27 protein-coding genes and 1 pseudogene are annotated in these 25,120 nt (G+C 41.2%); 8 read left to right on the forward strand and 20 right to left on the reverse strand.

What is annotated here, in order from left to right; translation table 11 throughout:
- Positions 1-100: 100 nt before the first annotated feature.
- Complete coding sequence (locus ABM313_RS15855; protein ID WP_434684148.1) at positions 101-538, reverse strand: protein disulfide isomerase family protein; 438 nt, start codon at positions 536-538, stop codon at positions 101-103.
- A gap of 183 nt (positions 539-721) precedes the next feature.
- Here ABM313_RS15855 and ABM313_RS15860 point away from each other — a divergent pair, with 183 nt between their 5' ends.
- The gene (locus tag ABM313_RS15860) at positions 722-1,858 is read left to right on the forward strand and encodes a glycosyltransferase family 4 protein (RefSeq protein ID WP_434684149.1); all 1,137 of its coding nucleotides are present in this window, start codon (positions 722-724) and stop codon (positions 1,856-1,858) included.
- A 40-nt stretch (positions 1,859-1,898) separates the two neighbouring features.
- Here ABM313_RS15860 and ABM313_RS15865 read toward each other — a convergent pair whose 3' ends face one another.
- A complete protein-coding gene (locus ABM313_RS15865) occupies positions 1,899-2,804 on the reverse strand; it encodes a phosphoribulokinase (RefSeq protein ID WP_434684150.1) in 906 nt (301 codons plus the stop codon).
- Between the two features lie 252 nt (positions 2,805-3,056).
- Between ABM313_RS15865 and dusB the strand changes: the two genes are divergently transcribed.
- The gene (gene dusB / locus ABM313_RS15870) at positions 3,057-4,130 is read left to right on the forward strand and encodes a tRNA dihydrouridine synthase DusB (RefSeq protein WP_434684151.1); all 1,074 of its coding nucleotides are present in this window, start codon (positions 3,057-3,059) and stop codon (positions 4,128-4,130) included.
- Between the two features lie 124 nt (positions 4,131-4,254).
- Positions 4,255-5,385, forward strand: coding sequence for an LPS export ABC transporter periplasmic protein LptC (gene lptC / locus ABM313_RS15875; RefSeq protein WP_434684152.1), 1,131 nt, complete (start codon positions 4,255-4,257; stop codon positions 5,383-5,385).
- A 230-nt stretch (positions 5,386-5,615) separates the two neighbouring features.
- On the opposite strand, the gene ABM313_RS15880 is transcribed toward lptC, so the two are convergent.
- From ABM313_RS15880 to ABM313_RS15895, 4 genes are all read right to left on the reverse strand, one after another.
- The gene (locus tag ABM313_RS15880) at positions 5,616-7,589 is read right to left on the reverse strand and encodes a bifunctional aldolase/short-chain dehydrogenase (RefSeq protein WP_434684153.1); all 1,974 of its coding nucleotides are present in this window, start codon (positions 7,587-7,589) and stop codon (positions 5,616-5,618) included.
- A gap of 47 nt (positions 7,590-7,636) precedes the next feature.
- Positions 7,637-8,053 (reverse strand): type II toxin-antitoxin system VapC family toxin, encoded by a 417-nt coding sequence (locus tag ABM313_RS15885; RefSeq protein WP_434684154.1) that lies wholly within the window; start codon positions 8,051-8,053, stop codon positions 7,637-7,639.
- A complete protein-coding gene (locus tag ABM313_RS15890; RefSeq protein ID WP_434684155.1) occupies positions 8,053-8,361 on the reverse strand; it encodes a type II toxin-antitoxin system HicB family antitoxin in 309 nt (102 codons plus the stop codon). The genes ABM313_RS15885 and ABM313_RS15890 overlap by 1 nt, the downstream gene beginning before the upstream one ends.
- 87 nt (positions 8,362-8,448) lie before the next feature.
- Positions 8,449-8,841, reverse strand: coding sequence for a Rid family detoxifying hydrolase (locus ABM313_RS15895; protein WP_434684156.1), 393 nt, complete (start codon positions 8,839-8,841; stop codon positions 8,449-8,451).
- A 314-nt stretch (positions 8,842-9,155) separates the two neighbouring features.
- On the opposite strand from ABM313_RS15895, the gene ABM313_RS15900 reads away from it, so the two are divergent.
- Positions 9,156-9,380: a hypothetical protein gene (locus ABM313_RS15900; protein ID WP_434684157.1), complete on the forward strand. Its 225-nt coding sequence runs from the start codon at positions 9,156-9,158 to the stop codon at positions 9,378-9,380.
- A gap of 21 nt (positions 9,381-9,401) precedes the next feature.
- Here ABM313_RS15900 and ABM313_RS15905 read toward each other — a convergent pair whose 3' ends face one another.
- The 8 genes from ABM313_RS15905 to ABM313_RS15940 form a co-directional block, all read right to left on the reverse strand.
- Positions 9,402-9,731 carry a hypothetical protein gene (locus tag ABM313_RS15905; protein ID WP_434684158.1) on the reverse strand — a complete coding sequence of 110 codons (330 nt, stop codon included), beginning with the start codon at positions 9,729-9,731 and terminating at the stop codon, positions 9,402-9,404.
- 41 nt (positions 9,732-9,772) lie between these two features.
- Positions 9,773-10,816 (reverse strand): recombinase RecB, encoded by a 1,044-nt coding sequence (locus tag ABM313_RS15910; protein WP_434684159.1) that lies wholly within the window; start codon positions 10,814-10,816, stop codon positions 9,773-9,775.
- Positions 10,817-10,904: 88 nt separating this feature from the next.
- Positions 10,905-11,138: a toxin-antitoxin system HicB family antitoxin gene (locus ABM313_RS15915; RefSeq protein ID WP_434684160.1), complete on the reverse strand. Its 234-nt coding sequence runs from the start codon at positions 11,136-11,138 to the stop codon at positions 10,905-10,907.
- Between the two features lie 2 nt (positions 11,139-11,140).
- Positions 11,141-11,560, reverse strand: coding sequence for a putative toxin-antitoxin system toxin component, PIN family (locus ABM313_RS15920; RefSeq protein WP_434684161.1), 420 nt, complete (start codon positions 11,558-11,560; stop codon positions 11,141-11,143).
- Between the two features lie 54 nt (positions 11,561-11,614).
- Positions 11,615-11,995 carry a DUF433 domain-containing protein gene (locus ABM313_RS15925; protein ID WP_434684162.1) on the reverse strand — a complete coding sequence of 127 codons (381 nt, stop codon included), beginning with the start codon at positions 11,993-11,995 and terminating at the stop codon, positions 11,615-11,617.
- An 84-nt stretch (positions 11,996-12,079) separates the two neighbouring features.
- Positions 12,080-13,699, reverse strand: a complete 1,620-nt coding sequence (locus tag ABM313_RS15930) for a B12-binding domain-containing radical SAM protein (protein WP_434688496.1) — start codon at positions 13,697-13,699, stop codon at positions 12,080-12,082.
- A 231-nt stretch (positions 13,700-13,930) separates the two neighbouring features.
- The gene (locus ABM313_RS15935; RefSeq protein WP_434684163.1) at positions 13,931-14,395 is read right to left on the reverse strand and encodes a hypothetical protein; all 465 of its coding nucleotides are present in this window, start codon (positions 14,393-14,395) and stop codon (positions 13,931-13,933) included.
- Between the two features lie 79 nt (positions 14,396-14,474).
- Entirely contained in the window at positions 14,475-15,545 is a 1,071-nt protein-coding gene (locus ABM313_RS15940; RefSeq protein WP_434684164.1) for an FAD-dependent monooxygenase, read from the reverse strand.
- 371 nt (positions 15,546-15,916) lie between these two features.
- Between ABM313_RS15940 and ABM313_RS15945 the strand changes: the two genes are divergently transcribed.
- Together ABM313_RS15945 and ABM313_RS15950 are read left to right on the forward strand one after the other, a co-directional pair.
- The gene (locus ABM313_RS15945) at positions 15,917-16,558 is read left to right on the forward strand and encodes a Coq4 family protein (RefSeq protein WP_434684165.1); all 642 of its coding nucleotides are present in this window, start codon (positions 15,917-15,919) and stop codon (positions 16,556-16,558) included.
- A 347-nt stretch (positions 16,559-16,905) separates the two neighbouring features.
- The gene (locus ABM313_RS15950) at positions 16,906-17,625 is read left to right on the forward strand and encodes a phytochelatin synthase family protein (protein WP_434684166.1); all 720 of its coding nucleotides are present in this window, start codon (positions 16,906-16,908) and stop codon (positions 17,623-17,625) included.
- Between the two features lie 10 nt (positions 17,626-17,635).
- Here the strand turns inward: ABM313_RS15950 and ABM313_RS15955 are convergent, their stop codons facing one another.
- The 3 genes from ABM313_RS15955 to ABM313_RS15965 form a co-directional block, all read right to left on the reverse strand.
- Complete coding sequence (locus ABM313_RS15955) at positions 17,636-18,259, reverse strand: Vat family streptogramin A O-acetyltransferase (RefSeq protein ID WP_434684167.1); 624 nt, start codon at positions 18,257-18,259, stop codon at positions 17,636-17,638.
- Positions 18,260-18,372: 113 nt separating this feature from the next.
- Positions 18,373-19,059, reverse strand: a complete 687-nt coding sequence (gene lipB, locus ABM313_RS15960) for a lipoyl(octanoyl) transferase LipB (protein ID WP_434684168.1) — start codon at positions 19,057-19,059, stop codon at positions 18,373-18,375.
- Between the two features lie 89 nt (positions 19,060-19,148).
- Positions 19,149-20,210: a hypothetical protein gene (locus ABM313_RS15965; RefSeq protein WP_434684169.1), complete on the reverse strand. Its 1,062-nt coding sequence runs from the start codon at positions 20,208-20,210 to the stop codon at positions 19,149-19,151.
- A gap of 98 nt (positions 20,211-20,308) precedes the next feature.
- On the opposite strand from ABM313_RS15965, the gene ABM313_RS15970 reads away from it, so the two are divergent.
- Positions 20,309-21,100, forward strand: coding sequence for an ABC transporter ATP-binding protein (locus tag ABM313_RS15970; protein WP_434684170.1), 792 nt, complete (start codon positions 20,309-20,311; stop codon positions 21,098-21,100).
- 58 nt (positions 21,101-21,158) lie between these two features.
- On the opposite strand, the gene ABM313_RS15975 is transcribed toward ABM313_RS15970, so the two are convergent.
- Positions 21,159-21,836, reverse strand: coding sequence for an integron integrase (locus tag ABM313_RS15975; protein WP_434684171.1), 678 nt, complete (start codon positions 21,834-21,836; stop codon positions 21,159-21,161).
- Between the two features lie 63 nt (positions 21,837-21,899).
- On the opposite strand from ABM313_RS15975, the gene ABM313_RS15980 reads away from it, so the two are divergent.
- Positions 21,900-23,053, forward strand: a protein-coding gene (locus ABM313_RS15980) for an IS630 family transposase (protein WP_434683792.1) whose coding sequence is annotated in 2 segments (ribosomal slippage) — positions 21,900-22,341 and positions 22,341-23,053 — 1,155 coding nt in all. Because the reading frame shifts where the segments join, the coding sequence is not laid out codon by codon here.
- A 46-nt stretch (positions 23,054-23,099) separates the two neighbouring features.
- Here the strand turns inward: ABM313_RS15980 and ABM313_RS15985 are convergent.
- A pseudogene (locus ABM313_RS15985) lies at positions 23,100-23,378 on the reverse strand (phage integrase N-terminal SAM-like domain-containing protein); the annotation flags it as partial.
- Positions 23,379-23,930: 552 nt separating this feature from the next.
- A protein-coding gene (locus ABM313_RS15990) for an IS630 family transposase (protein WP_434684172.1) occupies positions 23,931-24,957 on the reverse strand; the annotation gives its coding sequence in 2 pieces (ribosomal slippage) (positions 23,931-24,540 and positions 24,539-24,957; 1,029 coding nt in all).
- Positions 24,958-25,120: the final 163 nt, after the last annotated feature.

Here is a 25,120-nt window from a genome sequence, read left to right on the forward strand (position 1 = left end):
CAATTTAGCGATTTAATGCATTGGACTCAATTAATGCATGTAAAGACATATCTTGCAAGATCCTTTATTTTTCAATGAGCTTACGAGCATTGGAAAAATACTATAGATTGCCACGATACTTTGAAAAGTTGGCAATGCTTTCTAGGGAGTGATTTCCGGGATAGAGTTTGCCATTGATTTCCCATGTAGGATAAAAACGAACCCTTTTATCGCGGCAAAGTTGAGTTTGAGGATTGACACCACGCCGATCGCATTCAATCACCTCTAATTGTTTGACGGCCTCTTTGCCGAAGCGTTGTTTTTGACTATGGCAATGGGGACACCAATAGGCAGTGTATAGCTTTGCGCCAATTTTACGTAAATGTTTAGCTAAAGCGATCTCGTTGGCACTTGATGTTGTTGTTACATTCGGTGCAGCTTCTTGGGCGATCGCCGCCTTAGTCATTGGCGAAGAAAATGTCACAACGGAAAACCCTGTGATACTAGCGATCGCTAGACCAACAGATGCCAATGCTGAAGATAATCTGTGAAACTTCATAAGGTAGACCCGTTCAACGTTGCTATTTTAACCATAATTATTAACACTGAGATAGGTTACCCTTCCCAGAGAAGAATTAACGTTGCGGCGCTTCGCGCCGCAACGTTAATTCTTCTCTGGGAGGAACACCCACACCAAAAATTAATAAGGTGGGCATTGCCCACCCTACCTTAGAAATTGATTATGCCAAACTTAGAAAATCTCAAGATTGCGATCGTTCATGAATGGTTTGTGACCTACGCAGGATCGGAGCGCGTAGTTGAGCAGATTTTAAATTTATTTCCCCATGCTGATCTGTTTGCGGTCGTAGATTTTCTCAATGATTCGCAACGGGGCTTTATTCAAAATAAACCAGTTAAGACAACTTTTATTCAAAAATTACCCTTTGCTAAAGCTAAATTTCGCCAATATTTGCCACTCATGCCCTTAGCGATCGAGCAGCTTGATCTATCAGCATATGACTTAATTATTTCTAGTTCCCATGCTGTTGCCAAAGGCGTATTAACTGCGCCACATCAATTACATATTTCCTATGTGCATTCCCCCATCCGTTACGCTTGGGACCTGCAACATCAATATCTTAAAGAATCAAATTTAGAACGGGGAATTAAAAGCTGGATTGCAAGATGGATCTTGCATCAAATCAGGATTTGGGATACGCGCACAGCCAATGGAGTCGATCTATTTGTATCAAATTCTGAATTTATTGCCCGTCGGATTCATAAAGTCTATCGGCGATCGGCGACAGTAATCTATCCACCCGTAGATCTGCAAAATTACACACTGTGCAAACAAAAGCAAGAATTCTATCTCACTGCTTCCCGATTAGTTCCCTATAAGCGCATTGATCTGATTGTAGAAGCTTTTTCGCAGATGGGCGATCGCTCCTTGATTGTCATTGGTGATGGAGAACAAATGGCAAAAATTCGCGCCAAGGCAAGCAGTAACATTAAATTTCTTGGTCATCTAGAACCAGAAGCTTTGCGCGAATATATGCAAAAGGCGAGAGCCTTTGTATTTGCGGCTGAGGAGGATTTTGGGATTACACCTGTAGAGGCACAAGCCTGCGGTACACCAGTGATTGCCTATGGTCGTGGTGGTGTATGTGAATCAGTACGTGGCTTAGATTGCGATCGCCCCACGGGTGTATTTTTTGCGGAGCAGACGGTGGCGAGTATCCGTACGGCAGTGCTTGAATTTGAGCAGAATAGCGATCGTATATCACCGACAACCTGTCACGAAAATGCGATGCGCTTCTCAACCGAGAGATTTCAAGCAGAGTTTTTACAATTTGTAGAACAGGCTTGGCGCGATCGCTAAAATAAGCACAAAAAAGGGGCGCATAGCGCCCCTTTTTTGATTATGATTGCAGGCTTTTCGATTCAACTACAAGAGAATCGATCAATGGTTGGAGAATCAGTTCCATTGCCATACCCATCTTACCGCCGGGGACAACTAAGGTGGTATGACGAGACATGAAGGAATCATGGATCATGTCTAGCAAATAACGGAAATCGATTTGGAACTTGTCACGGAAGCAGCGATTGGTATGGATAATTACAAAGCTTTCATCAAGGGTAGGGATATCGCGAGCAATGAAAGGATTGGAAGTATCAACGGTAGGAACGCGCTGGAAGTTAATGTGCGTATTCGAGAACTGAGGCGCAATGTAATTTACATAGTCTGGCATCCGACGCAAAATTGTATCAACAATTGCTTCAGCACTATAGCCACGTTCAGCATTATCACGGTGGATCTTTTGAATCCATTCCAAGTTCACAATCGGAACTACGCCCACCAATAGGTCAACATATTGAGCAAGGTTAATATCTTCAGCAACGACACCACCGTGTAAACCTTCATAAAACAGCACATCGGTACCAGCTTCGATGCTTTCCCAAGGGGTAAATTCGCCAGGTTGATTGTTCGTACCTAAGCGTCCATTGTGATACTCAGCTTCTTCGGTGCTGTGCAGATAATAACGTCTTTGACCACCACCAGTTTCACCATATTCCTGAAACAGAGCTTCAAGCTTATCTAGTAAATTGGCATTCAAACCAAAATGGCTGAGACTACGACCTTCAGCCGCAGCTTGTTTCATGGCTTCGCGCATTTCTAAGCGATTGAATTTGTGGTAGCTATCACCTTCAATAACTGCCGCTTGAATGTTTTCTAAACGGAAAATATGTTCAAAAGCTCGCTTAACGGTACTAGTACCAGCACCTGATGAACCTGTTACCGCAATAACTGGATGTTTTTTAGACAAATTTTTTCTCCTTAATTTTATTTAATCAATGTGTTTTTATTAACGTGAGGGGGATGCAATCTAATAAAGAACCCGATTTTTGATGACGCGGCTTTGCCGCGCCATCAAAAATCGGTTCTTTATTTTACGGCAAAGCCCTAAGTGCGATCGCTCGCAACCGAAGAGTCACAAAAAATATTAAAACTACTATACCTTTGTATATAGCGCCCAAGAAAGCAAAAAATAATCAACTTTAGGGCAAAGTTTGCAGACATGATTTCTGGTCTATCAAAATTACCGCAAAAATTCACTGAACCTTTAACTATTGGTAATGTCATCCTCAAAAGTCGAGTGTTGCAATCGCCATTGTCTGGGGTGACAGATCTGGTGTTTCGGCGGTTAGTGCGGCGCTATGCTCCTGATTCGATGCTATATACCGAGATGATCAGCGCTACGGATTTGCATCACATGAAGGCTTTACCCAAGTTGATGGAGATCGATCGCCATGAAACACCGATTAGTATTCAGCTTTTTGATTGTCGTCCCGATTTTTTAGCAGAGGCGGCGCAAAAGGCGGTTGCTGAGGGTGCGGACACCGTAGATATTAATATGGGCTGCCCCGTCAATAAAATTACGAAAAAGGGTGGCGGCTCATCTCTGTTACGTCAGCCTGAGCTTGCCGAGCAAATTGTGCGATCGGTGGTTGATGCTGTGGATATTCCTGTGACTGTAAAAACGCGGATCGGCTGGGATGATGCAGAAATTACGATTTTGGACTTTGCTAAGCGCATGGAGGATGCTGGGGCAAAGATGATCACCGTCCATGCCAGAACGCGATCGCAGGGCTATACAGGTATTGCCAAGTGGGAATGGATTCGTAAAGTGAAAGAGGTGCTAACGATTCCTGTGATTGCTAATGGGGATATTTTCTCGGTAGAGGCGGCGATCGCTTGTTTAGAGCAAACGGGTGCGGATGGGGTGATGTGTTCACGCGGGACTCTGGGCTATCCGTTTTTGGTGGGCGAGGTCGATCACTTTTTAAAAACGGGTGAATATTTACCAAAGCCAACATCTATCCAATGCTTAGAAGTTGCCAAAGAGCATTTACAAGGGCTATGGGATTACAAAGGTATTCGTGGGATTCGTCAATCCCGTAAGCATATGACTTGGTATGCCAAGGGTTTTGTGGGGGCGGCGGCTCTGCGCGATCGCCTCTGTCGGATTGAGTCGGTGCAAGATGGCTTTGATTGCCTAGATGAGGCGATCACTAAGTTGGCTCATCATCAGAATGATCTTGGGGCGATCTCACCTGAAGATATGGCAGAAATGATCGCCATGAAGCAATAATAAAGCTCAAGAAGTATTTTTTTGTCAGAGATACTTTGTCAGACTCACAAAAAAATGGGTTTTTGACTATAATTTTCACTGTGCAAAGCACGGCGCAAATCACCTAACTTTATCAAGAAGCATCATGCAACAAATATTTAGTCGTCGTAATTTGCGCCTGTTTATCACTCTCTTTGTGTTAACGGTGCTGATGTTTGGGCTGGGGTGGTTTATATTTTTGCGCCCCGAAATTTCTAGCCTCAATAAAACCGCCCAAACTGCTGGCTCAAGCCTTCAAAATATTACCCTCACCGAATTTGACGCAAATGGCAAACTGCTTTGGGAAATTCAAGCCAAACGCGCTAACTATCGGGAAGATCGCAAAATTGCCGATGTGGAAGATGTCGAAGGGAAATTTTATCGCGATGGGGAACTACTCATGGAAACCACTGGCGATAAGGGAACTATCGATCAAATTAGTAAAGAAATTTCCCTAGATGGCAATATTAAGGCGATCGCTGTCCAAGAAAAGATCAATATGAAAGCGGATCGCATGGTCTGGAAATCGGAAGAAGATTTGCTCAAAGCCACAGGCAAAATTCAGATTGATAAGCCTGAGGACAAGCTAACCATGACAGGCAAAGAATTAACGGCTAAACCTAGTACGAATGTGTACAGCCTAGAAAAACAAGTAATTGTGACTGCGGTAAAGCCCCCACTGGAAATGAAGAGTGAGAAAGTCACTTGGGATGCAAAGAGCGATCGCGTGTTTACGGATGTTCCGATTTCTGTAATTCAAATCAAAGATAAATTGCAACTAACTGCCAATAAAGGTAATTGGGATATTCAGAAAAAGGAAGTTACTTTTACAGGTGATATCAAAGCTAAAGATCCGAATCTAGATGTTGACATCGAGGCGGCTCAAGCCATTTGGAATCTTGAGAAAAAGTTGGTAACTCTACCAGTAGCCTTTACTGGAACTAGTAAGGGTCGGGGCATTGTTGTAAAGGCTCAAAAGGGAGAAGCTCAAATCGAAAAGGAACAGATTAATCTCACGGGGCAAGTATCAGCAAGTTTTAGTTCTACTCAAGGTGTTGTTAATGCCGACAAAGTGGAATGGCTAATTCCCACAAAAACGATTACAGCCGAGGGTAATATCGTCTATAAACAACCCGACAAAAATCTCAATGTTAGCGGCGATCGCGCTGTAGCTAATCTCGAATCACAGACTGTGACGGTCACAGGTACAAATGTGCTTTCAATATTAAATCCTTAAAAGTTACTTAATACTGATGTTACGTGGAAAGAATTCTTGCGATGGCGTAAGTCTAGGGCTGGCACGGGGGCACAGCCCCTACAAGATCTAAAATTTACAGGTAGGGGCAATCCCCCCGTGGTTGCCCTGTTATGCTAGCAGCAAGAGGTTCATTATCTGAGTTCCACGTAACAACAGTTATTACCAAAAAGAGAAAGGCAGCGCTTCGCGCCGCCTTTCTCTTTTTGATATTAGATTACGCGATCATTACCGCCATCAATGGGAACTTGAGCCGCAGTCGTACAGGCAAACAATGCACCGCACATCTCGGCGGCAAGTTCGGCAACATGGCGACTCGTCACTTCCACTTTCAGCAGATTATTGGTTTTATATTCCTCAATCGTTAAGCCGTAATGCTTGGCGCGAGAAGTTAATACTTCCTCTGTCCAGATGCCCGTATCAAAGACTGCATTAGGATGCAAAGTGTTGATGCGAATGCGATCGCTACTCCACTCTAGAGCCGCAACGCGCATTAATTGAGTGAGCGCCGCCTTGGATGCAGAATATGCCGCCGCCGCAGGGCCAGGGGCAGGGACATTTTTGGAACCGATCGCCACAACGCGACCACCATTAGGCGCAAGTTTCAGCAATGGATAAGCTTCACGCATGAGGACTAGATTTGCTTCAAGATTGATCTGCATTACCTTTTGCCATGTGGCAGTATCCAGATTTTCGATGCGACAACCAGAGGGGAAAATCCCTGCATTGAGAATGAGAATATCTAGACCGCCAAAGGCTTTGACAGCTTGATCAAGGGAATTAGCGATCGCACCTTCATCACTGACATCGCAAGTAATGCCCACAAAATCGGGGCGATCATGAAGTTTTTCAATGGCGGGATTAATATCTAAGCCCACAACTGCCGCACCACGCTTTAATAGTGAATCTACGCAAGCTTTACCAATGCCTGAAGCTGCTCCTGTGACTAAGGCAATTTCGCCTGTAAAAGCAGGAGAGGAACCACCTTTTTTGAGTTTTGCTTGTTCCAATTCCCAATATTCCACCGCAAAGATATCGCTAGCGTGTAATGCTTGATAGCCACCCAAAAGTTGCGATCGCTGGATGATTTCCATTGTATGTTCATAGATATCCGCGACAATCTTGGCATCCTTTGCGGATTTACCAACAGTCACTAGCCCTAACTGGCGATCGAGAATCACGCGAGGTGCAGGATCGAGAATCGTTACTGGTTGGGCTGATTTAGGAGCTTCTTCGGCAAAATAAGCGCGATAGGATTCCGCATAAGCTTTTACATCTCTGCCGACTAGGGGCAAGCGCTTCGTGCGAATCACATGATCGGGAGTCGCGCAACCCTGTTGAGAAATGATGTTGACATCTCCTCTTTGAGAAAAGGCTAGACTCTTCTCATCGGTATGGGAACTGATAACTACGGGAAACCCTGCGACTTGAGAAACTTCAGTGCGTAGTTTGGCAATCTCTAATCTCTGCTCACTTTCCCTAATCAGAGAAGCTGGTGGTGAAATTTCCCAAGCATAATGTTTTTTGAGATAAGCCTCTGCGCGATCAACTAACGCAATCATTCTCTCGTAGGAATCCTGTGCAGTTTCGCCAAAGGAGAAAATACCGTGATTCATTAAGACCATACCAATCGTGCGATCGCTTTTCTCCGCCGCAAATTTCTCAGCACAGACTCGCGCTAGGTCAAACCCCGGCATCACATAGGGAATGATCACCACATCATCGCCATAGATCTCTTGAATACGTTCCCATCCATTCGCGGTATTGGTTACCGAAATGACGGCATCGGCATGGGTATGATCGACAAATTTATAAGGCAAACTCGCATGGAGAATTGTTTCTACTGATGGCGCAGGCGCACTTGCCTTAGTCATTTGCGTCTTCAGTTCATTCACCATTTGCGAATCAGAGAGAACCTGTAACTTCGCTAATTTCAATAAATGTGCCATCCGTACAGGGGCAAAACCTGCTTCAGCGATGGTTTCTAAATCCCAACCACTTCCTTTAACATAAAGAATCTCTTCTTCTTCGCCAACAATATTCTTTTCACGGATTTTGACGGAAGTATTGCCCCCACCATGTAAAACTAGTGATGGATCGCGCCCCAATAACCTTGATGTATATACCCTTAAGCCTAAATCGGTTTTATATTCAGCAGCTTCGCGATCGCTCCACAAACTTTTCATTTTTTGAAATTCCTAAATAATTTTTCAATAAAATACAAAGATAAAATTCATACTGTCCAATCTTCAATCATTAGATTCGGTATCTTTTCAAAGTCTCGTCGGTTTCTGGTCAAAAGGATACCGTTATAGGCAATCACTATTGAAGCTATACGCATATCCTGTGTACCAACACGAATACGTTGAGCTTTTAATGATTGATAAATTTCACGGGCTTTAGCATTGTATTGCAAGACATCAAAATCTGACAGCATTAAAATTGTATCTGAGAGAAGTCGATAAGCCGCAGATTGATTTTCTCCATCTTTTATTTCAGAAATCTGAGCTAGACGACCTCTTAATTGTTCCTCAACATTGATAACAGTCGTATGTAGCTGTATTTGAGTTGCTTCAAGTTTCGCAATTAGATATGGGTTAGCACGTCCATAAAGACTAAGGTGATCTGTGTCAAAAATATATTTTTTCATCAGATATCTACTTCTAGATTCGCTGCTTCACGGATACGTGTCAATTTCTCCATGAAATCATCAAAGCTATAATCATTAGCCAGTATTCCTGCATACTTCCTTTTAGGAATAGGATGATAAGACTCAATATTTGAGTTTACTTCTACACTTACAAATTTACCCCTAGCTAGTTGAGTTTCTAGAGCCAACTTAGCCTTGGAAATTGCTTCTTCCTCGGTTTTGCCCTCAGTTGTTACGCTCGACATACCCACAACTGAAGCTACAAAGCTTTGTTGAGACTGACTTTGGACAAAAATTTGATATTGCATAACGGTACGCTTTTTGACACTTTCAACTATTCTAGTTGATTGATTAATTGAATAAGGTGGGCAATGCCCACCCTACTGTTAGGATCGTTAGATGGCGACAATGCACTCAATTTCGACAAGGGCATCGAGGGGCAGTCGAGCAACTTGAACCGTAGAACGGGCAGGGAATGGAGCTAGAAAATACTTACCGTAGATCGCATTTACTTTGGGGAAATCTGCCATATCTGCAAGAAACACAGTGGTTTTAATCACGTTGGTGATATCTGCGCCTGCTTCAGCGAGAACGGCTTGAATATTTTTGATTACCTGTTCGGCTTGTTCTTCAACTGTGTTAGCAACGATTTTGCCAACGGCAGGATCGATCGCAATTTGTCCTGCCATGAAAATTAATTTGCTAGTTGCCGAAACAGCGATCGCTTGGTTATAGGGACCAACGGGTTCAGGAGCATTGGCGCTACGGATTACTTCTTTTTGACTCATGCTTGATATTTTTTCAATAGATCCAAGGCTAAGTATAAAATCTTTTGGCGATCGCCTTATCAACTCACTAAATTATGCGCGGTAAGCGTTGCTGTCTGGTGGGTTGGTTGTCGCTTTTTTCGATACGTGGATAACTTAGATATTTTATTTTGATGCATGAGCGATTTGCGGCATTGTTGTACTAGCTGCATTAGATTCAGTCTTGGGCTTAGATTTAGTCCAATAACTTACTACAAGTATACTTATGCTTTCTGTGTTTGCGTATTTTTAAACTAGATTACAATTTATAAAAATCAAGCTTTAAATTCTTTGTTATGACATCACAAGAACTACAAAAACAGGCGTTGCAATTGCCGATTAGCGATCGCTGGCAGTTGGTGCAAACTCTTCTAGAGTCACTAAAACGCGAGTCTCAACCAATTGTAAAACGTGGTAATCTGTCGAGCCTTAGAGGTATAGCTAAAAGTACGACTGGAATGGATGAACTTGATGCTAAGGAAGATTATGTAAATTATCTTATCAAGAAAGTCTCAATTTAGAGAGAAAGTGATTTCTATCAACTAAGCCGTTACTGCTTCTTTAACTTGATCGCGTACTTGAAACTCTCTCAGGAATTTAAAAAACATTTCAAAGCCTGTCTTTTCATCGTGACAGGATAGCATGATTAGCTTTGCCCATGAGGTAACGGATCTTACGCCTAGTTTTTGCTGTAGCCAAGGCTGAAACTCGTTATAAAAGTCTTCTTCTGCTTGGGTAAGTTCTTCATTAATCTGACTTCGTGCAAATTCATATCCAGCTAAAAACATAAATAGATCGCTAACTGATTGACGACCTAAATACATTCCTGAGTTCTTCTCAACTTTTTGTAAAAGTTCAAATAGTCCAATCATTTCAATATTCTTATTTCAAAAATCACAATATTTTTGTTGATTTATTTACCTAACCACTTTTCTATGGCTAATTCTGACAACACGTCCCAAAAATCTGGCTTTTCTTCATTATCACGACATCCTAAGTATAACTCTATACTAACTGGAGTCCGCGATTTACTGGAAAGATTCTCTATCATACGAGGACGTTTCTCAGGAGGAACTTGCGACCATTCTAATTTTGTCTTCATCTTGCCAAAACCTTCTGGAACATGACCTAAATGAGAAATGGTTTCTCCATTAGTCCAAACACGTAAACGACCAACTACAATTTTTTTGAATTCACGCCATGGATATGAATATGTGCTTGGAGTAGGGAGCCACAAAAATAGGATTGGCTTTTGCAAACTTTTCTGAAAAAGTATTTCTGCACACAGCCTTGTTTTGCCTGAACCATACTGTATAGACTTTCCATCAGAAAATTCTTTCATTCTATGATTAGAAGAAAGCAATTTATTTCTAGTCTTTAAGAATCCTTCTTGCTCTTGCTTTGTACAGCTACCTAACCATTTAATCAATAGTTGTGGAGGCTCAGGAATATTGATTGGAAATTTTGTTTCTATAGGTTGATATGGGATGAGATACTTTTTTTGGAAAAAGGTGTCTCCATATTTTTGGAGAAGAAAATAGAAACTTTGATCCTCTTCTATTACAGAAAAATTAAGAAGTTCAAACGAGAGTTTGCTATGTTCTTTGTCAATTAAGTTATGTCTATGATAACTAGGCGCAACTGAAATTAAGCGAATTGGGAGAGAGTAGTTAATTTGGTCTTGGAACGGTCTTTCTTCTAGAATATTTGCATAGTAACGAGTCAACTGCTGAATTATATACCGATCTTCCGTATTTTTTAGTTCCAGTATAACTAGTCTTCTGTTAATGTCTACAGCAAGTATGTCACATATTTCCCCCTTGGATATATATTGTTGCTTTAACCCAGTCAAATTAAATAAGTGTTCTAGATTTTCCCAAATAAATTTTTCCAATGCTGCTTCATTTAAAAACTCCCATCCTTGCGAAGTTTTATACAATGCTACGCCACTTACCACCAATAATTAACTCCAACAGAAATATGATTTCAATATGTTTAGTTTAACTGTTTTTGAATATAGACGAATAATTTTGTTACACGATCGCCTATCGATCATATACTTCTGGATCAACATCTGGAACCTTAGCCAAAATTGCCTCATACTTTGCCCGACTTCCCCTCTTAGCCCGTTCCTTAAGATATCCCTCAGTCATCAAAGCCGCAATTTTTTCAGCGATCGCTGACGACACAAACTGATCGATAGAAATTCCATCACGATTTGCAAGCTCATTCAAGCTTTTATGTAGCGAATCTGGAATCTGAATATTAACAATGCTCATGATCACTTACCTATCAAGCGTAAGAACTCCGAAGGCTCAAGCGTTTTTAATCCAAACTGCTCAACACCAGCAAAATCGCGAGTGTTGTATGTAATTATACTCTCACATCTCGCCTTAACCGCAAGCTCCAACACCATATCATCCTTGGGATCTCTTAAAAATGGTCGCCATAGAAAGAAAATTTCGTGGTGTATACCAACCGTGCAGTAGAAGTCAAGAATATCATCTACTTCATCTCTTCCCAAGTAAAGATTTGACAATTCTCGAAATAAAACCTCCGTGTATTCAAATACCAGAGGTACTGACAAATGAATATCAAAATACTCTGTACCGATCAGAGTTAATAGCTGAAATGCCTTCCCTCGTCTAGATCTTAATCCAGCAACAATAACATTAGTATCAACAACAACTTGAGGTCTCACATCTCACCATTGCAGATTATTTTGTTAATACAGATTACATGAAAGATGATCGCATTACAAAACGCTAACTTTTAGCTCACGCTGCGATCGCAAGTTCTCAAGCTTTTTCCAAGCAGCCTCATTACCAGTTTTTACCTTTGCAGCAGTACTAGTTAGGCGATCGCGATTTTGATCAGCATAATATACTTGAAGTTCTTCAGTCTCTCGAACCACTTGAGCATACTCAACTTCCACCACATCACGATTTAGCTCAATGTAGGATAGAGCCGCATTAATTTGCTCATCCGTAAGCTCAAACAAACCTTGGATAAACTTAGCAGGATATTTAGCTTTCACATAGTCCATCACATCATAAAGAGTAATGCGACTGCCAGATATTGTTAACCCTCTCTCAGTGCGGATAATCGCGACTTTTGTATTAGATTGTGAAATCATACCCTAGCCTCCTATAGCCTAGCTTCATACTACATTTATTCTCAAAGCGATCGCAAGTCTAAACTAGCGATCCAGCGACACTTTTCAGTTAGCAAAAGAAGATTCGCGATGCTTGATCAACGTCTCCACAGGCAACGCACTCCGCAGATGCTGCCAAGGTAAAACTTGATTCACATCCCAATCCTCATGCACATACCAAGCAAGGGGCGGCAACTGTCCCCGCAATTCCTTAAAGGCGCGTTTGTAAGACCCATCACTCGGTACATCCCCATCGCTATAGCTGCAAGCCAAAATCAATAACTTAGTCAAACGGCGATCGCCTCTCGAAATAAGCGCTTGCACCAGCGAATCTTTGTAACTCTCAGGACGAAAATCTATCCCTTTTGGTAATAGCTTCTTACGGAAATACTGCATCTTCTTCTCAGCGGTCGTGCTGACACCTTGCCACTGCCAAGGCGTATGGGATTTCGGAACAAAGGTACTGCAACCAAAGGTAATCTTTAATTTTGGTGCAATCTTACGCAAGGAAATTAGCATGTCGATGGTTTGCTCGATATCGTCATCATTTTCCATCGGCACACCTGCCATTCCATAGAGCTTCAAAGATTTCAAACCGCCAGCCTGAGCATTAATCGCCGCTTGCTTGATTTCATCATTATGCAACTTCTTATTAATGATTTCCCGCAAACGTTCAGAACCACTTTCAATCGCAATAGTAACAGAACGACTATCACGGGTAGAGAGAATTCTTGCTAATTTTTCTGTCAGTGTGTTGGTACGCACCGAGGCTAGACTGAGGCGCACATCATCAAACTGCGGCTGAGCAAGATGATCCAGTAAAGTATCAAATTCAGGATGTTGGGTAATCGATGCACCGAGCAAACCTAAGCGCTTAGTTACAGTTAGTCCTTTAGCGATCGCAGGCATCAGACTTGACTCTAAACTCGCAGTCCGAAAGGGAAGCGTGAGATAACTTGCCAAACAGAAGCGACACATCTCTGGACAACTCCGCACCACTTCCACCATAAAAATGCTTTCCCATGCTGCTTTTTCGGTCACAACCGTAGAAGCTGAGAGAGTATTGCCTTTGTAGGTTTGTTTATGAACTGTGGCAGGAATATCCGAATCAATGGGTTGAATGGAAGCGATCGCACCATCATCAGATTCGTAGGTAACTGCATAGAACTGCGGAACATATATTCCATCTAGTTTTGCTAAATGACGTAATTTTACTTCACGGTTAGCATGACGAACTTCTTGATAAGCCTTGAGGAAGTTCCCAATTAATTCTTCGCCATCACCCAGTAGCACAATATCAAACCATGCGGCAAATGGCTCAGGATTGGCGGTGAGGACTGGTCCCCCACCAAAAACTAATGGATGCTCATCAGTGCGATCGCAAGTATCAATGGGAATCTCAAATTTTTTTAATGCAGCAAGAATATTGACATAATCCAGTTCCCACGAAAATGAAAAGCCCAAGATCTCAATCTGGCGTGGTAAATCCTCATGGGCATCAGTAAACCAACGACTGACATTAACTTGCGCTCGCGTGGCTAGGTTTGCCCAAACTCCTTGATAGCCTAAGCTGGTGATTCCCACGGTGTAGGTATTGGGGAAAGCAAAGACAATATTTACTGCATCATGGTCTGGTGTAGTGGGGGCAAAGAGTAAATATTCGGACTGAAAATAGGATTGATTCAAGGTTTCGGCAATAGATCGCAATATCGCTATTATGCCAGCAATTTTCGATCGCTGAACCAATCGAAATAGCAGTAGCCCTGCACTCAAGTGCGGGCTAAAAGCTCAAACCCGTTGAAACGGGTTATGTAATAGTATTCTTTAGTCCACTTCAGTGGACTTGAGCTTTTAGCCAAGAACTTGAGTTCTTGGTTTATTTGCTTTTCCAAATTGCTATTGGTTCTAGTCGTTGACCTAAGCAATCCTCATTTCCTCAATAAAGGAAATCCCATCAAAAACTCCATCCTTAAAGGCTTGGGTGCTGCGAACGCGATGATTTTCGCTTAGTAGAGTCATTGTTTCTATAAAGGTAATGAGCGCACCATCTTGAGTCTTATTTGCCCGAAAGCAAACTAAGTCTTGACCTGCATCCCATGCGATCGCCTCAAAGTCAGAGTAACTACTAGAACGCATTTGTAAAATTCGATCTACAAATTTTCCTTCAAAATCAAGCTGAAGGCACGAACCATCGGCGTATTCATACTTATTCACCTGTTGATACTGATTACCTGTGATCGCGATCGTAAAGCTGCCGACAAAGCTACGCGAAAAATGTCCCTGCTTATCAGTTTTAATATATTCGCCCTTCCAAGTGCCAATATGACGGGTAAATATTTCAGGAACTTGTTCTAAATCTGGAGCAATTTCAGAGGTTGTCATCCTTTAATTTGTTTTTTCTGAACAACTTTGTATTTTTTTGAGAGAGTGCGTCCCGAAGGGACACACTCTCTCAAATTTGTTAACGACGACCGATTTTTCGACTTACTTCGCGACTGGAGCGTTGATATTCATGGACAATTGGTAATCTCTCGGTCTGGTATTTTTCGAGAGCCTCGTCAATACTGGCACTAGATTTGAGATATTGCGTTAACAACAAACCATCTTCCCATCCAGAAGTCATGCCTCTAGCGCGAGTAGAACTCTTCGCGTGAGCCGCATCACCAATTAAAAGCACGCGACCATCATATAGCTGTGGTAAGGGATCGATATCGTAGGAGTAACGACAAATCATCGTTTCTGGAGGTGTTGATTCAATTACCTTTCGCGCATCTTCTGGAAGTTTCGCTAATTCTTGGGCAGGAATAGTTGTATTAATCGGCTGGAGTATTCCCTTCTCAGCATCCGTTTGTTCAGTTTCGATAAAGAATCCCCAATGGGTATGAGTATCATCAATATGAAAGAAATTGGCGTAAATACCGCGACCACGTACATAAACAAAAAAGTTACCTTCGGGACAGAAACTATGATCTTCAACAATTCCGCGCCAAACCAGATCCCCAAGATAGTTAAGCTCAACATTGGGAACGACAGACTGACGCACCTTAGACAGAATCCCATCCGCACCAATAATTAAATCTCCTTCCCATTGACTGCCATCTTTAAAATGGGCGATCGCACTACGATCGGTTTGAGTGATTGCCGACAATTGAGCATTAAATTTAATGCGATCAGTTGGTAAAGTATCGAGAATTGCTTCTAAAATTGCCTTGCGATGGACGAGCATTCCTGGCAGTTCATCTTCCGCATAAGTAACAGTTTCTGAATTGACGAATCCCCCCTTAAGATTACGGAACTCAAACAATTTAACAGGATTACCAGCTTCAATAATTTTTTGAGTGATTTTAGGGTTCCCCTCATGCAGTGCTTTCATTCCCGACTGGACGATTAGAATGCCACATCCATCGGTACGGACTACTGGTGCTTTCTCAAACAAGGTAACCTGAAATCCTTCTTGAATAAGTAAACTGGCAAGATAAGCCCCTGATGTTCCTGCGCCGATAATGCCTATCTTGCTGTTCGTAGAAATCATTTGAGCCTCTTTGAATTTGACATTTAATTTGGGACGTTTAATTTGGCGTTGTTTTGATCATAATCAATATTTCTTTATTTACAAGTTTTTTGTAGTTTATGTAACATTAAAGAAGTAATGAAGTATCATGCAGAGTTTGATACTTTATTACTTCTTTAATGATAATGACTATTTTAGTCATTCAACTTTTCTTTCTAAAAATCATTATTGTTTTATTTTCTACAAAGCGAAAACTTAAAAAAATTATCGCTTAGCTTAGACATTTTTTGATCCTAATTAATATTTTTTATCTATGCCTTTTTAAAGTAAATGCTGTAGTATCCAAAGTAGTATATTATTATTTTTAGTATTTTTAATTAATATTAAAAAGTATGGAGCAGTCTCAAGAAACATCTATTCTAGAAAGCTTTCTGCAACTAGTGAAAACTCCTTATGGAAACTTTGCGGACATTGGTAGGCTTTCCCATTTTATTAATGATCAAGCTACAAATCAAAATATTATTGCATTTCTCAGCTTGTCACCTACAGGCAAACAAGCTTTTGTAGACAAGCCTTTGCTCGGAAAAATAGATCTAGAGCTATTGCATCAATTACCTAATTATACGCTTGGGTATAGGTACGCTGATCACATGCTTAGAAATGGGTTAAATCCATTGCCTATTAATGTGGTTGTCAGTGATCCAATGAATTTTTTGTCTATTCATATTGCCGAAACTCATGATATCTGGCACGTTGTAACTGGATCTGACACTGATAAAGCAGGTGAAGTTCAATTAGAAGCTTTTTATACTGCACAGATTACTCCTGACCGTTTATTTCTGGCTCTGCTTGCGAAAAATATACTCAAAACCGCAATGTATGATGTAGAACTCTGTGATCAGATTATGGATGGATTAACTCAAGGATGGATGATGGGAAAACGTGCAAAACCTCTATTTGGCATCCAATGGAACAAATTATGGGAAACTCCATTAGCAGAAATACAGGCTTCTTTAAATATTGCAACGAGCTAATTGCAATGATTTGCAGTTAATTTCGGGTAAATTAAACTCAATAAACTTGAAGTAAGCAAATAGTGAGTGCGTAATCTCGCTATTTGCTTAATCTCAATAGAATCTTCCTTAAAGAAAATGCTGTGTAGTCCAGCAAAAATATTTGTCGCACCTCTAAGTTTATGCTGAGCTACTTATAGTGTTAGCCAATTATGTTAGGACAAATTCAAAAGAGAGTTGTGGCGCTACGCGCCGCAACTCTCTTTTGGTGAAATATCTATAGCTATATAATTTTGACAAGATTTCCCTAAATCAGTAGCCGATCTTTTCACTTTTTATCAAACGATTAATTGTTCAAAATAAAGTGTATGAAACTTTCTGCAATTACTACCATCCAAGCTTTAATTCTGGGTTTATCGATTGGAGGTTCCAGTCTTGCCCAAACCCTCGAACTTCCGCCAAATTTAATTCCATTTAACTCTGCTGAAGGTGAAAAGTTATTAATTAACAGTCAGAATCGGACGGATTATTTCCCTTTGAGTATCCACTTCATCACGCAGCAAAATCAAGCTTTTTGTGGAGTAGCTAGCATGGTCATGGTGCTGAATGCTTTGAATATGCCTGCCCCTAAATCACCCGAATATCCGAATTTTCGTACTTTTACTCAAGACAACTTTTTTAATAACGAAGCAACGAGTAAAGTTACATCAGCGAATGCTATTCGTCGCCGAGGCATGAATCTAGATACATTAGCTAAATTACTGGAAAGCCACGATGTTAAAGTCAAGGTCTATCACGCCTCTAGCACTAATTTGTCAGAATTTCGCCAGTTAATTGCTGATAATCTCAAACAGTCCAACAATTTTGTGATCGTCAACTATTTGCGAAAAGCTATTAAGCAAGAAAGAGGTGGACATATTTCACCGATCGCTGCCTATGACAAAGCAACAGATCGTTTTTTAATCCTTGATGTGTCTCGCTATAAATATCCACCAGTTTGGGTGAAAGCAGAAGAGTTATGGCAAGCTATTAACACTGTCGATTCTGATGGTGGCAAGACAAGAGGTTTTGTCTTAGTGAGTCGATAGATTTTTAGGCTTAAACACAGGTTTGTAAGGCTGAGATATCCGCACTCACAATCTGATCCAGATTTCTCGTAATCTTCTCCATGTCCCAATTCCACCATGCGATTTCTAGTAATTGCGCGATCGCTTGATCTTCAAATCTTTTACGAATCAATGTGGCAGGATTGCCACCAACGATCGCATAGGGTGGGACATCCTTAGTAACCACAGATTTGGAGGCAATTATCGCGCCATCACCAATTTTGACTCCCGCCATAATCACCGCTTCGTAGCCAATCCAGACATCATTCCCAATTACAGTATCGCCTTTGTAGGGAAATTCGAGATTTTGTGGTTTCCATTCGTTCCAGAAGATTTGAAATGGATAAGTGGAGATGCCTGACATACTGTGATTTGCGCCGTTCATGATGAATTTTACACCACGAGCGATCGCGCAAAATTTACCGATAATCAGCTTGTCGCCAATAAAGTCAAAGTGATAGAGAACATTGCGCTCAAAGTTTTCCGAGTCTTCAGGATCGTCGTAATAGGTGTAGTCGCCAATGATGATATTCGGGTTAGTTACTGTGTTTTGAATAAAGCAAACTTGGGGAAACCCTGCCATTGGGTGAGGATTTGTGCGATCGGGATAGTTCATAGATGTCACTCACACTAAATTACAAAATGGCTATGCCATTTTGTAATTTTAAAATCTTTCTGTAGTCCACTTCAGTGGACTTGAGCTTTTAGCCAAGAACTTGAGTTCTTGGCTTACTGAATTACATCAACAGGAATTTGCATGTTTAAGTCAAATATTTTGCCAAAGCTTTGGGCGATCGCCTCTTTTACCTTTACAAACTTAATATCTGCTACAAACTGATCAAGATTACAAACTTGGCAATCGGTAATTCCACAAGGCACAATGCGATCAAATCCTGATAAGTCCATATTTATGTTTAACGCAAATCCATGCATGGTAATCCATTGACTAACCTTGATGCCAACTTGAGCGATTTTTTGATGTTGACCTGCGTTATTAATCCATACACCAGTCAAACCTTGAATACGTTGCGAATCCACGCCAAAGTTAGCCAATACCTGAATAATGACTTCCTCAAGTTGGCGTAAGTACCAATGTAAATCGCGTTGATGATAGTCAAGGTTTAAGATGGGATAGGCTACTAATTGCCCAGTCGCATGATGGGTGACTTCGCCGCCGCGCTCGATGCGATGGCATTCGATATCAGGATCATCAGGACTAAATTTTAAAAACTCTAAGCTTGATCCTTGACCAAGTGTATAGACAGCAGGATGCTCAACTAGCAATAAAACATCAGGTATGTCCTGTCCCTCTCTTCTTGCTTGTTTGCGCTCCTCAACGAGTTTTTTTTGCCATTGCCATGCAGTTAGGTATGGAATGGGGCGATCGCCTTGGTAAAGCAAACAAGTTCGATTCATATCAAAAGCTTGAATAACGATAGAAAAATAGATAAGGGATGGGCGGCGCTTCGCGCCGCCCATCCCTTACCATGATAAATCCTTGTGAATTAAAACGGAAAACTTGGAATGCTAGGGATAGGAATACTAGGGGTGGGGATACTTGGAATTGAAATTGGGAAATTTACACCTGGAAATAGACCGTTAAAAACTGAACGCACCTTATCAATCCCAGGAATTTGATTGGTAAATCCCTGAAATAGATTGCCTTTGAGTAGTCCTACAAACTCATTTTCCGTAAGTTGCTGAATTATTCCCAAAGCACCTCCCTGATTAACTTCAACCTTTTCTCCAGCTTTTAAGACAACTTCATCTGATTGATTGTCAGGCTGTGAATTCTGTTCAATTTTGAGTATTGGCTTATCATTGGCTGGCTGTCCATTGAGAGGATCTACAGGTCGTCCTTCTTGTTGAGGGTTCGTTCGGGGTAATACTGGTTTTGTGGGTGCAGTTGGTGTCGTAAATTGCTTCACCTTGGGTGAAGTAGTTGGAGAACTGAGGTTAGGTTTCTGTGTTGATGGCTTGATTGGTGTTTCTGTATTAGTTGTTGGTTTAGTTGTTGGCTTGTCTGTGGGTTTAACTGTTGATTGCTCATCATCTTCATCAACGATGGGAGTTGCGTTGCGCTTGACCACAACTTCACCCTCTAATACAGTGACCTGTTGATTGCCTGACTCATCCACTTCTAGCAAATAGGTTGTACCGCGTACACCTGTCGTAATCGATGCTGAGCAAGCATTAACTGCACCATTGATTAAAATTGTTCCCTTTCTCAGTCGAGCGCATTGCCCAATATTTAGCACTGAATTAGCCGATAACCGAGCAACTGCACCAGTATTAAACAAAAGTGCAGTCCTAGAGTTACCAGTGCGGACTTGCTGCTTCTGTCTGGCTACATCATTGATAGATGCTCGCTTATTTTGAATAAAAACTTGATTCCCATCAAGAATTTCCTGCACGGTGGCTTGAGTTGATTGTGCAGATACGGGGGCAATCTGTGGAGCCGCTAGCGCAAAAATGCATAAACCTGTCAAAAAAAAAGCAATTCGCTTTTGTTGAGGTAGTCTAACAACTCCCTGTATAAAATTTCGCAAAAGGTTCCATAAATACATATGTGATTATTCTCCCTAATTGATCTTGAGACAGGGTTTAATGAATTGAAGGCTGCGTCCCAATTTTCTCGATCGCTAATCGCAAAGACAGTTACATTATGCAAAAGGTTTCAGCAATATCCGAGGTACTCACCAATAATGGTTTGATTTCAACCGATCGGGTGAGTTATCAAACTAAATTTCGCACACTTTTGACGAATATTTCAGTAGCGATCGCTCAAGGTAGCAAAACTGCGCTAATTGGCGCAACGGGATCGGGGAAAACGACATTTTTACGGTTGCTCAATCGTTTGACCGATCCATCGGCGGGGACTATTTTTCTCAACGGCAAAAATATTCAAGAAATTCCCATTCAAACTTTACGGCGAAGGGTGATGCTAGTGCCACAGGAGCCGAGCTTGTTAGGGATGAATGTGCATGAGGCGCTTAACTATCCGCTCAAGCTGCAAAATTTGCCCCAGAGTGAAATTGATAGGCAATCGCAAAAATGGATCGACAAATTGCAAATTGATCGCAAGTTACTCAATCGCTCGGAGCTAGAGCTATCCCTCGGTCAGAGACAATGGATTGCGATCGCCAGAGCTTTAATTATGGAATCAGAGGTACTTTTACTGGATGAACCAACTTCAGCCTTAGATCGGGGTTTATCGCATTTGTTGTTAGATACTTTAACTGAGCTAACGCAACTACCTCAGCCTGTAACTGTAGTGATGATTAACCATCAACTCGATCTGGTGCAAACATGGTGCGATCGGCTCATTTGCTTGCATAAGGGAGAGTTAGTGCAGGATGCTGAGGCAAGTCTGATCAATTGGCAAGAGATTGATGATTTATTAAGACGCGATACAAGTTCAGGTCAAGATGGTGAATCAGTGGATGAATGGACTTAATGCGCCAAGCTCATCACTGAATTATTCGTTTGAGACAATTTCGGGATAATTGAAATTACTAGCGATCAAGTGGACTAATCACTCCTTTACCGCCACGATTGAGAACATGGGTATAAATCATCGTTGTCTTGACATCTTTATGTCCCAATAACTCCTGAACAGTGCGGATATCATAGCCATTTTGCAATAAATGTGTGGCGAAACTATGGCGAAAGGTATGACATCCGATCCGTTTTTCGATCTTGGCAATTCTCACAGCTTGTTTCAGTGTTTTTTGCATTCCGCTTTCATGAAGATGATAGCGACACATTAATTCACTGCGCGGATCTTTAGCAATGCGACCCGAAGGAAATACATATTGCCAAATCCATTCTTTAGCGGCGTTAGGATATTTTTTCTGTAAAGCAAAGGGTAAAAGAGTCTCCCCATAACCTCTTTCTAAGTCTTGCTGGTGGGTACGTTTGACTTGCTGCAAGTGTTCTTTAAGTTGGTCTACGACATTTTGAGGCAACATAGTTACACGACTTTCCATCCCCTTACTATCTCTGACAATAATCTGCTTTTGAGCAAAATCAAGATCCTTAACCCTTAGTGACAATGCTTCATTAAGGCGTAATCCTGAACCGTAAAGCAGCTTGGCAACAATCTGATAAACACCCGTAAGATTTTTTAAGATTTCTAAAGTTTCTTCAACAGTCAAGACCGTCGGCAAATAATGGGGGCGCTTTGCTCGCACTGCATCTAGTGGACTGTTTCATCTAAAATAGTGCAATAGATATTGGTTTGGAGAGCCCTAATCATGGGAAGAGGAAGGCGAGATAAAGTCTATTTAACAGTAGAGGATAGAGAAAACTTAGAACAAATTAGTCGAAATGGCTATGCACCTGCAAAAAAGATCTTGCACGCCAGAATTTTACTGATGTGTGATGAAGGAAAATACAGCAAGAGAACATGGACTGATGAAGAAATAGCAGAAGCATTGCAGGTGCATAGAAACACCGTAGGTCGAATTCGCCAAAGATTTCTGCAAAAAGGTGAAAAACCTGCACTAGAGAGACAATTAAGGAAAACGCCCCCCACACCGCCCAAGGTCGATGGCTCTAGCGAAGCCCACATAATTGCTCTGTGTTGTGCAGACCCACCAGAAGGACGTGCTGAGTGGACAATCAGACTATTAACGTCAGAACTCAAGCAAAGACAAGTTATTACCGAAATTTCCGCATCAACGGTGTGGCGTACTCTAAAAAAAACGAATTACGACCTTGGAAAACCCAGAGATTTTGTATTCCCGAAAGAGATTTAGCAAGATTTGTGGCAGAAATGGAAGTCGTCCTTGACTTGTATAGCACGGAGCCATGCGAAGAAGAACCGTTGATTGCAATGGATGAAGCATCAAAGCAACTACTCGGAGAGGTTTATCCACCAATAGCGATGCAACCTGGACAAGATAAAAAAGAAGACTACCACTATGAGCGTGAAGGTGTTCAAGCCCTATTCATGTTTGTTGACCCTCATCGAGGATGGAGACGGGTGAGTAGCCGAGATAGTCGAACAAGGATAGATTGGGCTGAGGAAATACGTCAATTGTTGGATGAGGACTATCCGAATGCACGAAAAGTAAAGCTACTCAGTGATAATCTGAATACCCATAATATAGCTTCGCTGTATGAAGCATTTCCTGCACCAGAAGCTCATCGTTTAGCAAGAAGACTAGAAATTTATCATACGCCGCGTAATGGTAGTTGGTTGAATGTAGCCGAAACCGAATTGAGTGTCTTATCAAAACAATGTTTAGATAGACGGATTCCTAGCAAGGACAAACTCAAAGAGGAGATAGACGCTTGGCAAAAGTCTCGAAATCAGAATGCATCCAAAGTAATATGGAGGTTTTCGACAAGCGATGCCAGAGTCAAACTGAAACATCTTTATCCAGTATTTGAGCAAGAAGAATAACCGTATCTATTGCACTATTTTAGATGAAACAGTCCACTAGATTGAGGTTTAGCTCCTGCTGCAATACCTCACGATATAAAAACAGAATGGCGCATAGAGCTTGATTTTGGGTTGATGCTGCCACATTTTCATTTACCGCCAAATGGGTCAAAAAGGCATTCACTTCATCGCCATCCATCTCGCTAGGATGACGCTTGTTATGAAACAAGATAAATCGCCGAATCCACTGCACATAAGTCTCTTCGGTGCGATAGGAGTAATGCTTAACCCTGACTTGATCTCGTACTCTGTCTAATAGCTTTCGAGGCGGTGGCTCGGACTGCATAACTAAATAAATAGTGTAACTGGTATAAATAATACCCGATTTAGTCGGGCTAACAAGCTATTTGGGTGATTATTCAGAAAGTTTCTTCATAACATAACGTATGGGGTATTTAGGCAGAAAGTTTCCGTATAACGTGACGTATAGGGTGATTAGGCAGAAATTTGACTTTCGGGCTAAATCGCCTATAGTCAGATTAGACAGAAAGTTTCCATCTAATACATAAGTAGCTAGGCATAATTAAAAAATAGAATCAAAAGCTGTGACATACCCTGCGCGTGCGCCACAGCTTTTGGGGTTTTATACCAAAACACAAAATGGCTACGCCATTTTGTGTTTTTAAAACCCTTACTGGGTTTGGTTTTTAATTCACAAAAGTGTTGTCACACTTTCGTGAATTGGTATTATATTTAATTGCGCCCAGCTACTTAGTTAGACTGTTCTACGCTTCAAAAGTACTTAGGTTAAAATTAAAAAGTTAGGTAGCATTTATAACAAACAAAGGTTCTTGTTTAACCGTAGGTCAGTTTCTAAACACAAATGACTATAGCAATCCTAAATGATTTGTGGAAAAAAGCCATATTTAAAAATCTTCTCAAAGCAAAAGACTTGAAGATGAGTGACTAACTCAAATAACCTTTTCACATTGTCAAAGTTCTTTAGTAAGTGATAGTAATGACGGATAAAACGCTTTGCTTGCAACCACACATCCTCAATTGGATTCTGAGTAGGATCGTTTGGAGCAAAACGGATACAGGTAATTTTCCAATCTGATTCGCTTTTACCGTCATTGATTGTTGCCAAATAGTCTTTAACTTCTTGAGAACGATGATAGCTTGCCCCATCCCAGAACAAAACAATTTGACTATTAGGATACATATTGACTAGATATTGCATAAAGGCAACCGTAGAATCAGAGTTACCTTTCTCATAGGCTTGAATCATACATACTTGGGTCTGAAGATTGAGCGCCCCATAATAAGTTTGACGCTCACGCTCATTGACTATGGGTACTTCTATACGTTCGTTAGTCTTACCCCATACATATCCACAAACATCTCCCCATAATAAATGACATTCATCTGCAAACAAGACAACTAATTCGCCCGAACTTATCTTTTCCTGACGAGCTTTTAACCAATCCGTAATTTCGTCTTTTTTTTTGAACTAGGATTGGGTCTTTTTTAGGGTTATATTTTTGGGTCTTCTTCCAGCTAATATCTGCTGCTTTAAAAATCTCATAGTAACTTTGTTTCGACGCAAATACCACTTGATAGCGATCCTCAATTTCAGTCATTAATTCTTGCAACTCCCAGTATTGTTTTTGTTGCAACCACTCAATTATTTCTTGCTTTTGGGCTGCGTCTAAATATCCTTGAGACCCCTGATACTTGAGCTTTAGACCCGCAACTCCTTCTTTTTCAAATACCTGTTTCCACTTTCCTACGAAACTAGTGGATACACATAACATTTTGGCTATGCTCTCATAGGTCATATTTTGTTGCACCATCTGTACCGCGATTGCTCTTTTGAGTTCCTTGCTCTTGGGGTTACTCTCGATAAATTCAGTTAATTCTTCCAAGTCTTTGCTTTGATTTCTTCTCCTCTATTTTTCCACAACTCATTTAGGATTGCTATACCTAGTTTCAAGTTCTGGAAAGTACTTCGCTGTTTTGCATGATGATGGAAATTTCTGCGTTTACAAAGGTTCAGGTCTCAACGACAACCAAGGAGGGCTATGGTGT

The organism is Pseudanabaena minima str. Chao 2107, from assembly GCF_051131155.1.
Classification (GTDB): Bacteria; Cyanobacteriota; Cyanobacteriia; order Pseudanabaenales; family Pseudanabaenaceae; genus Pseudanabaena; species Pseudanabaena minima.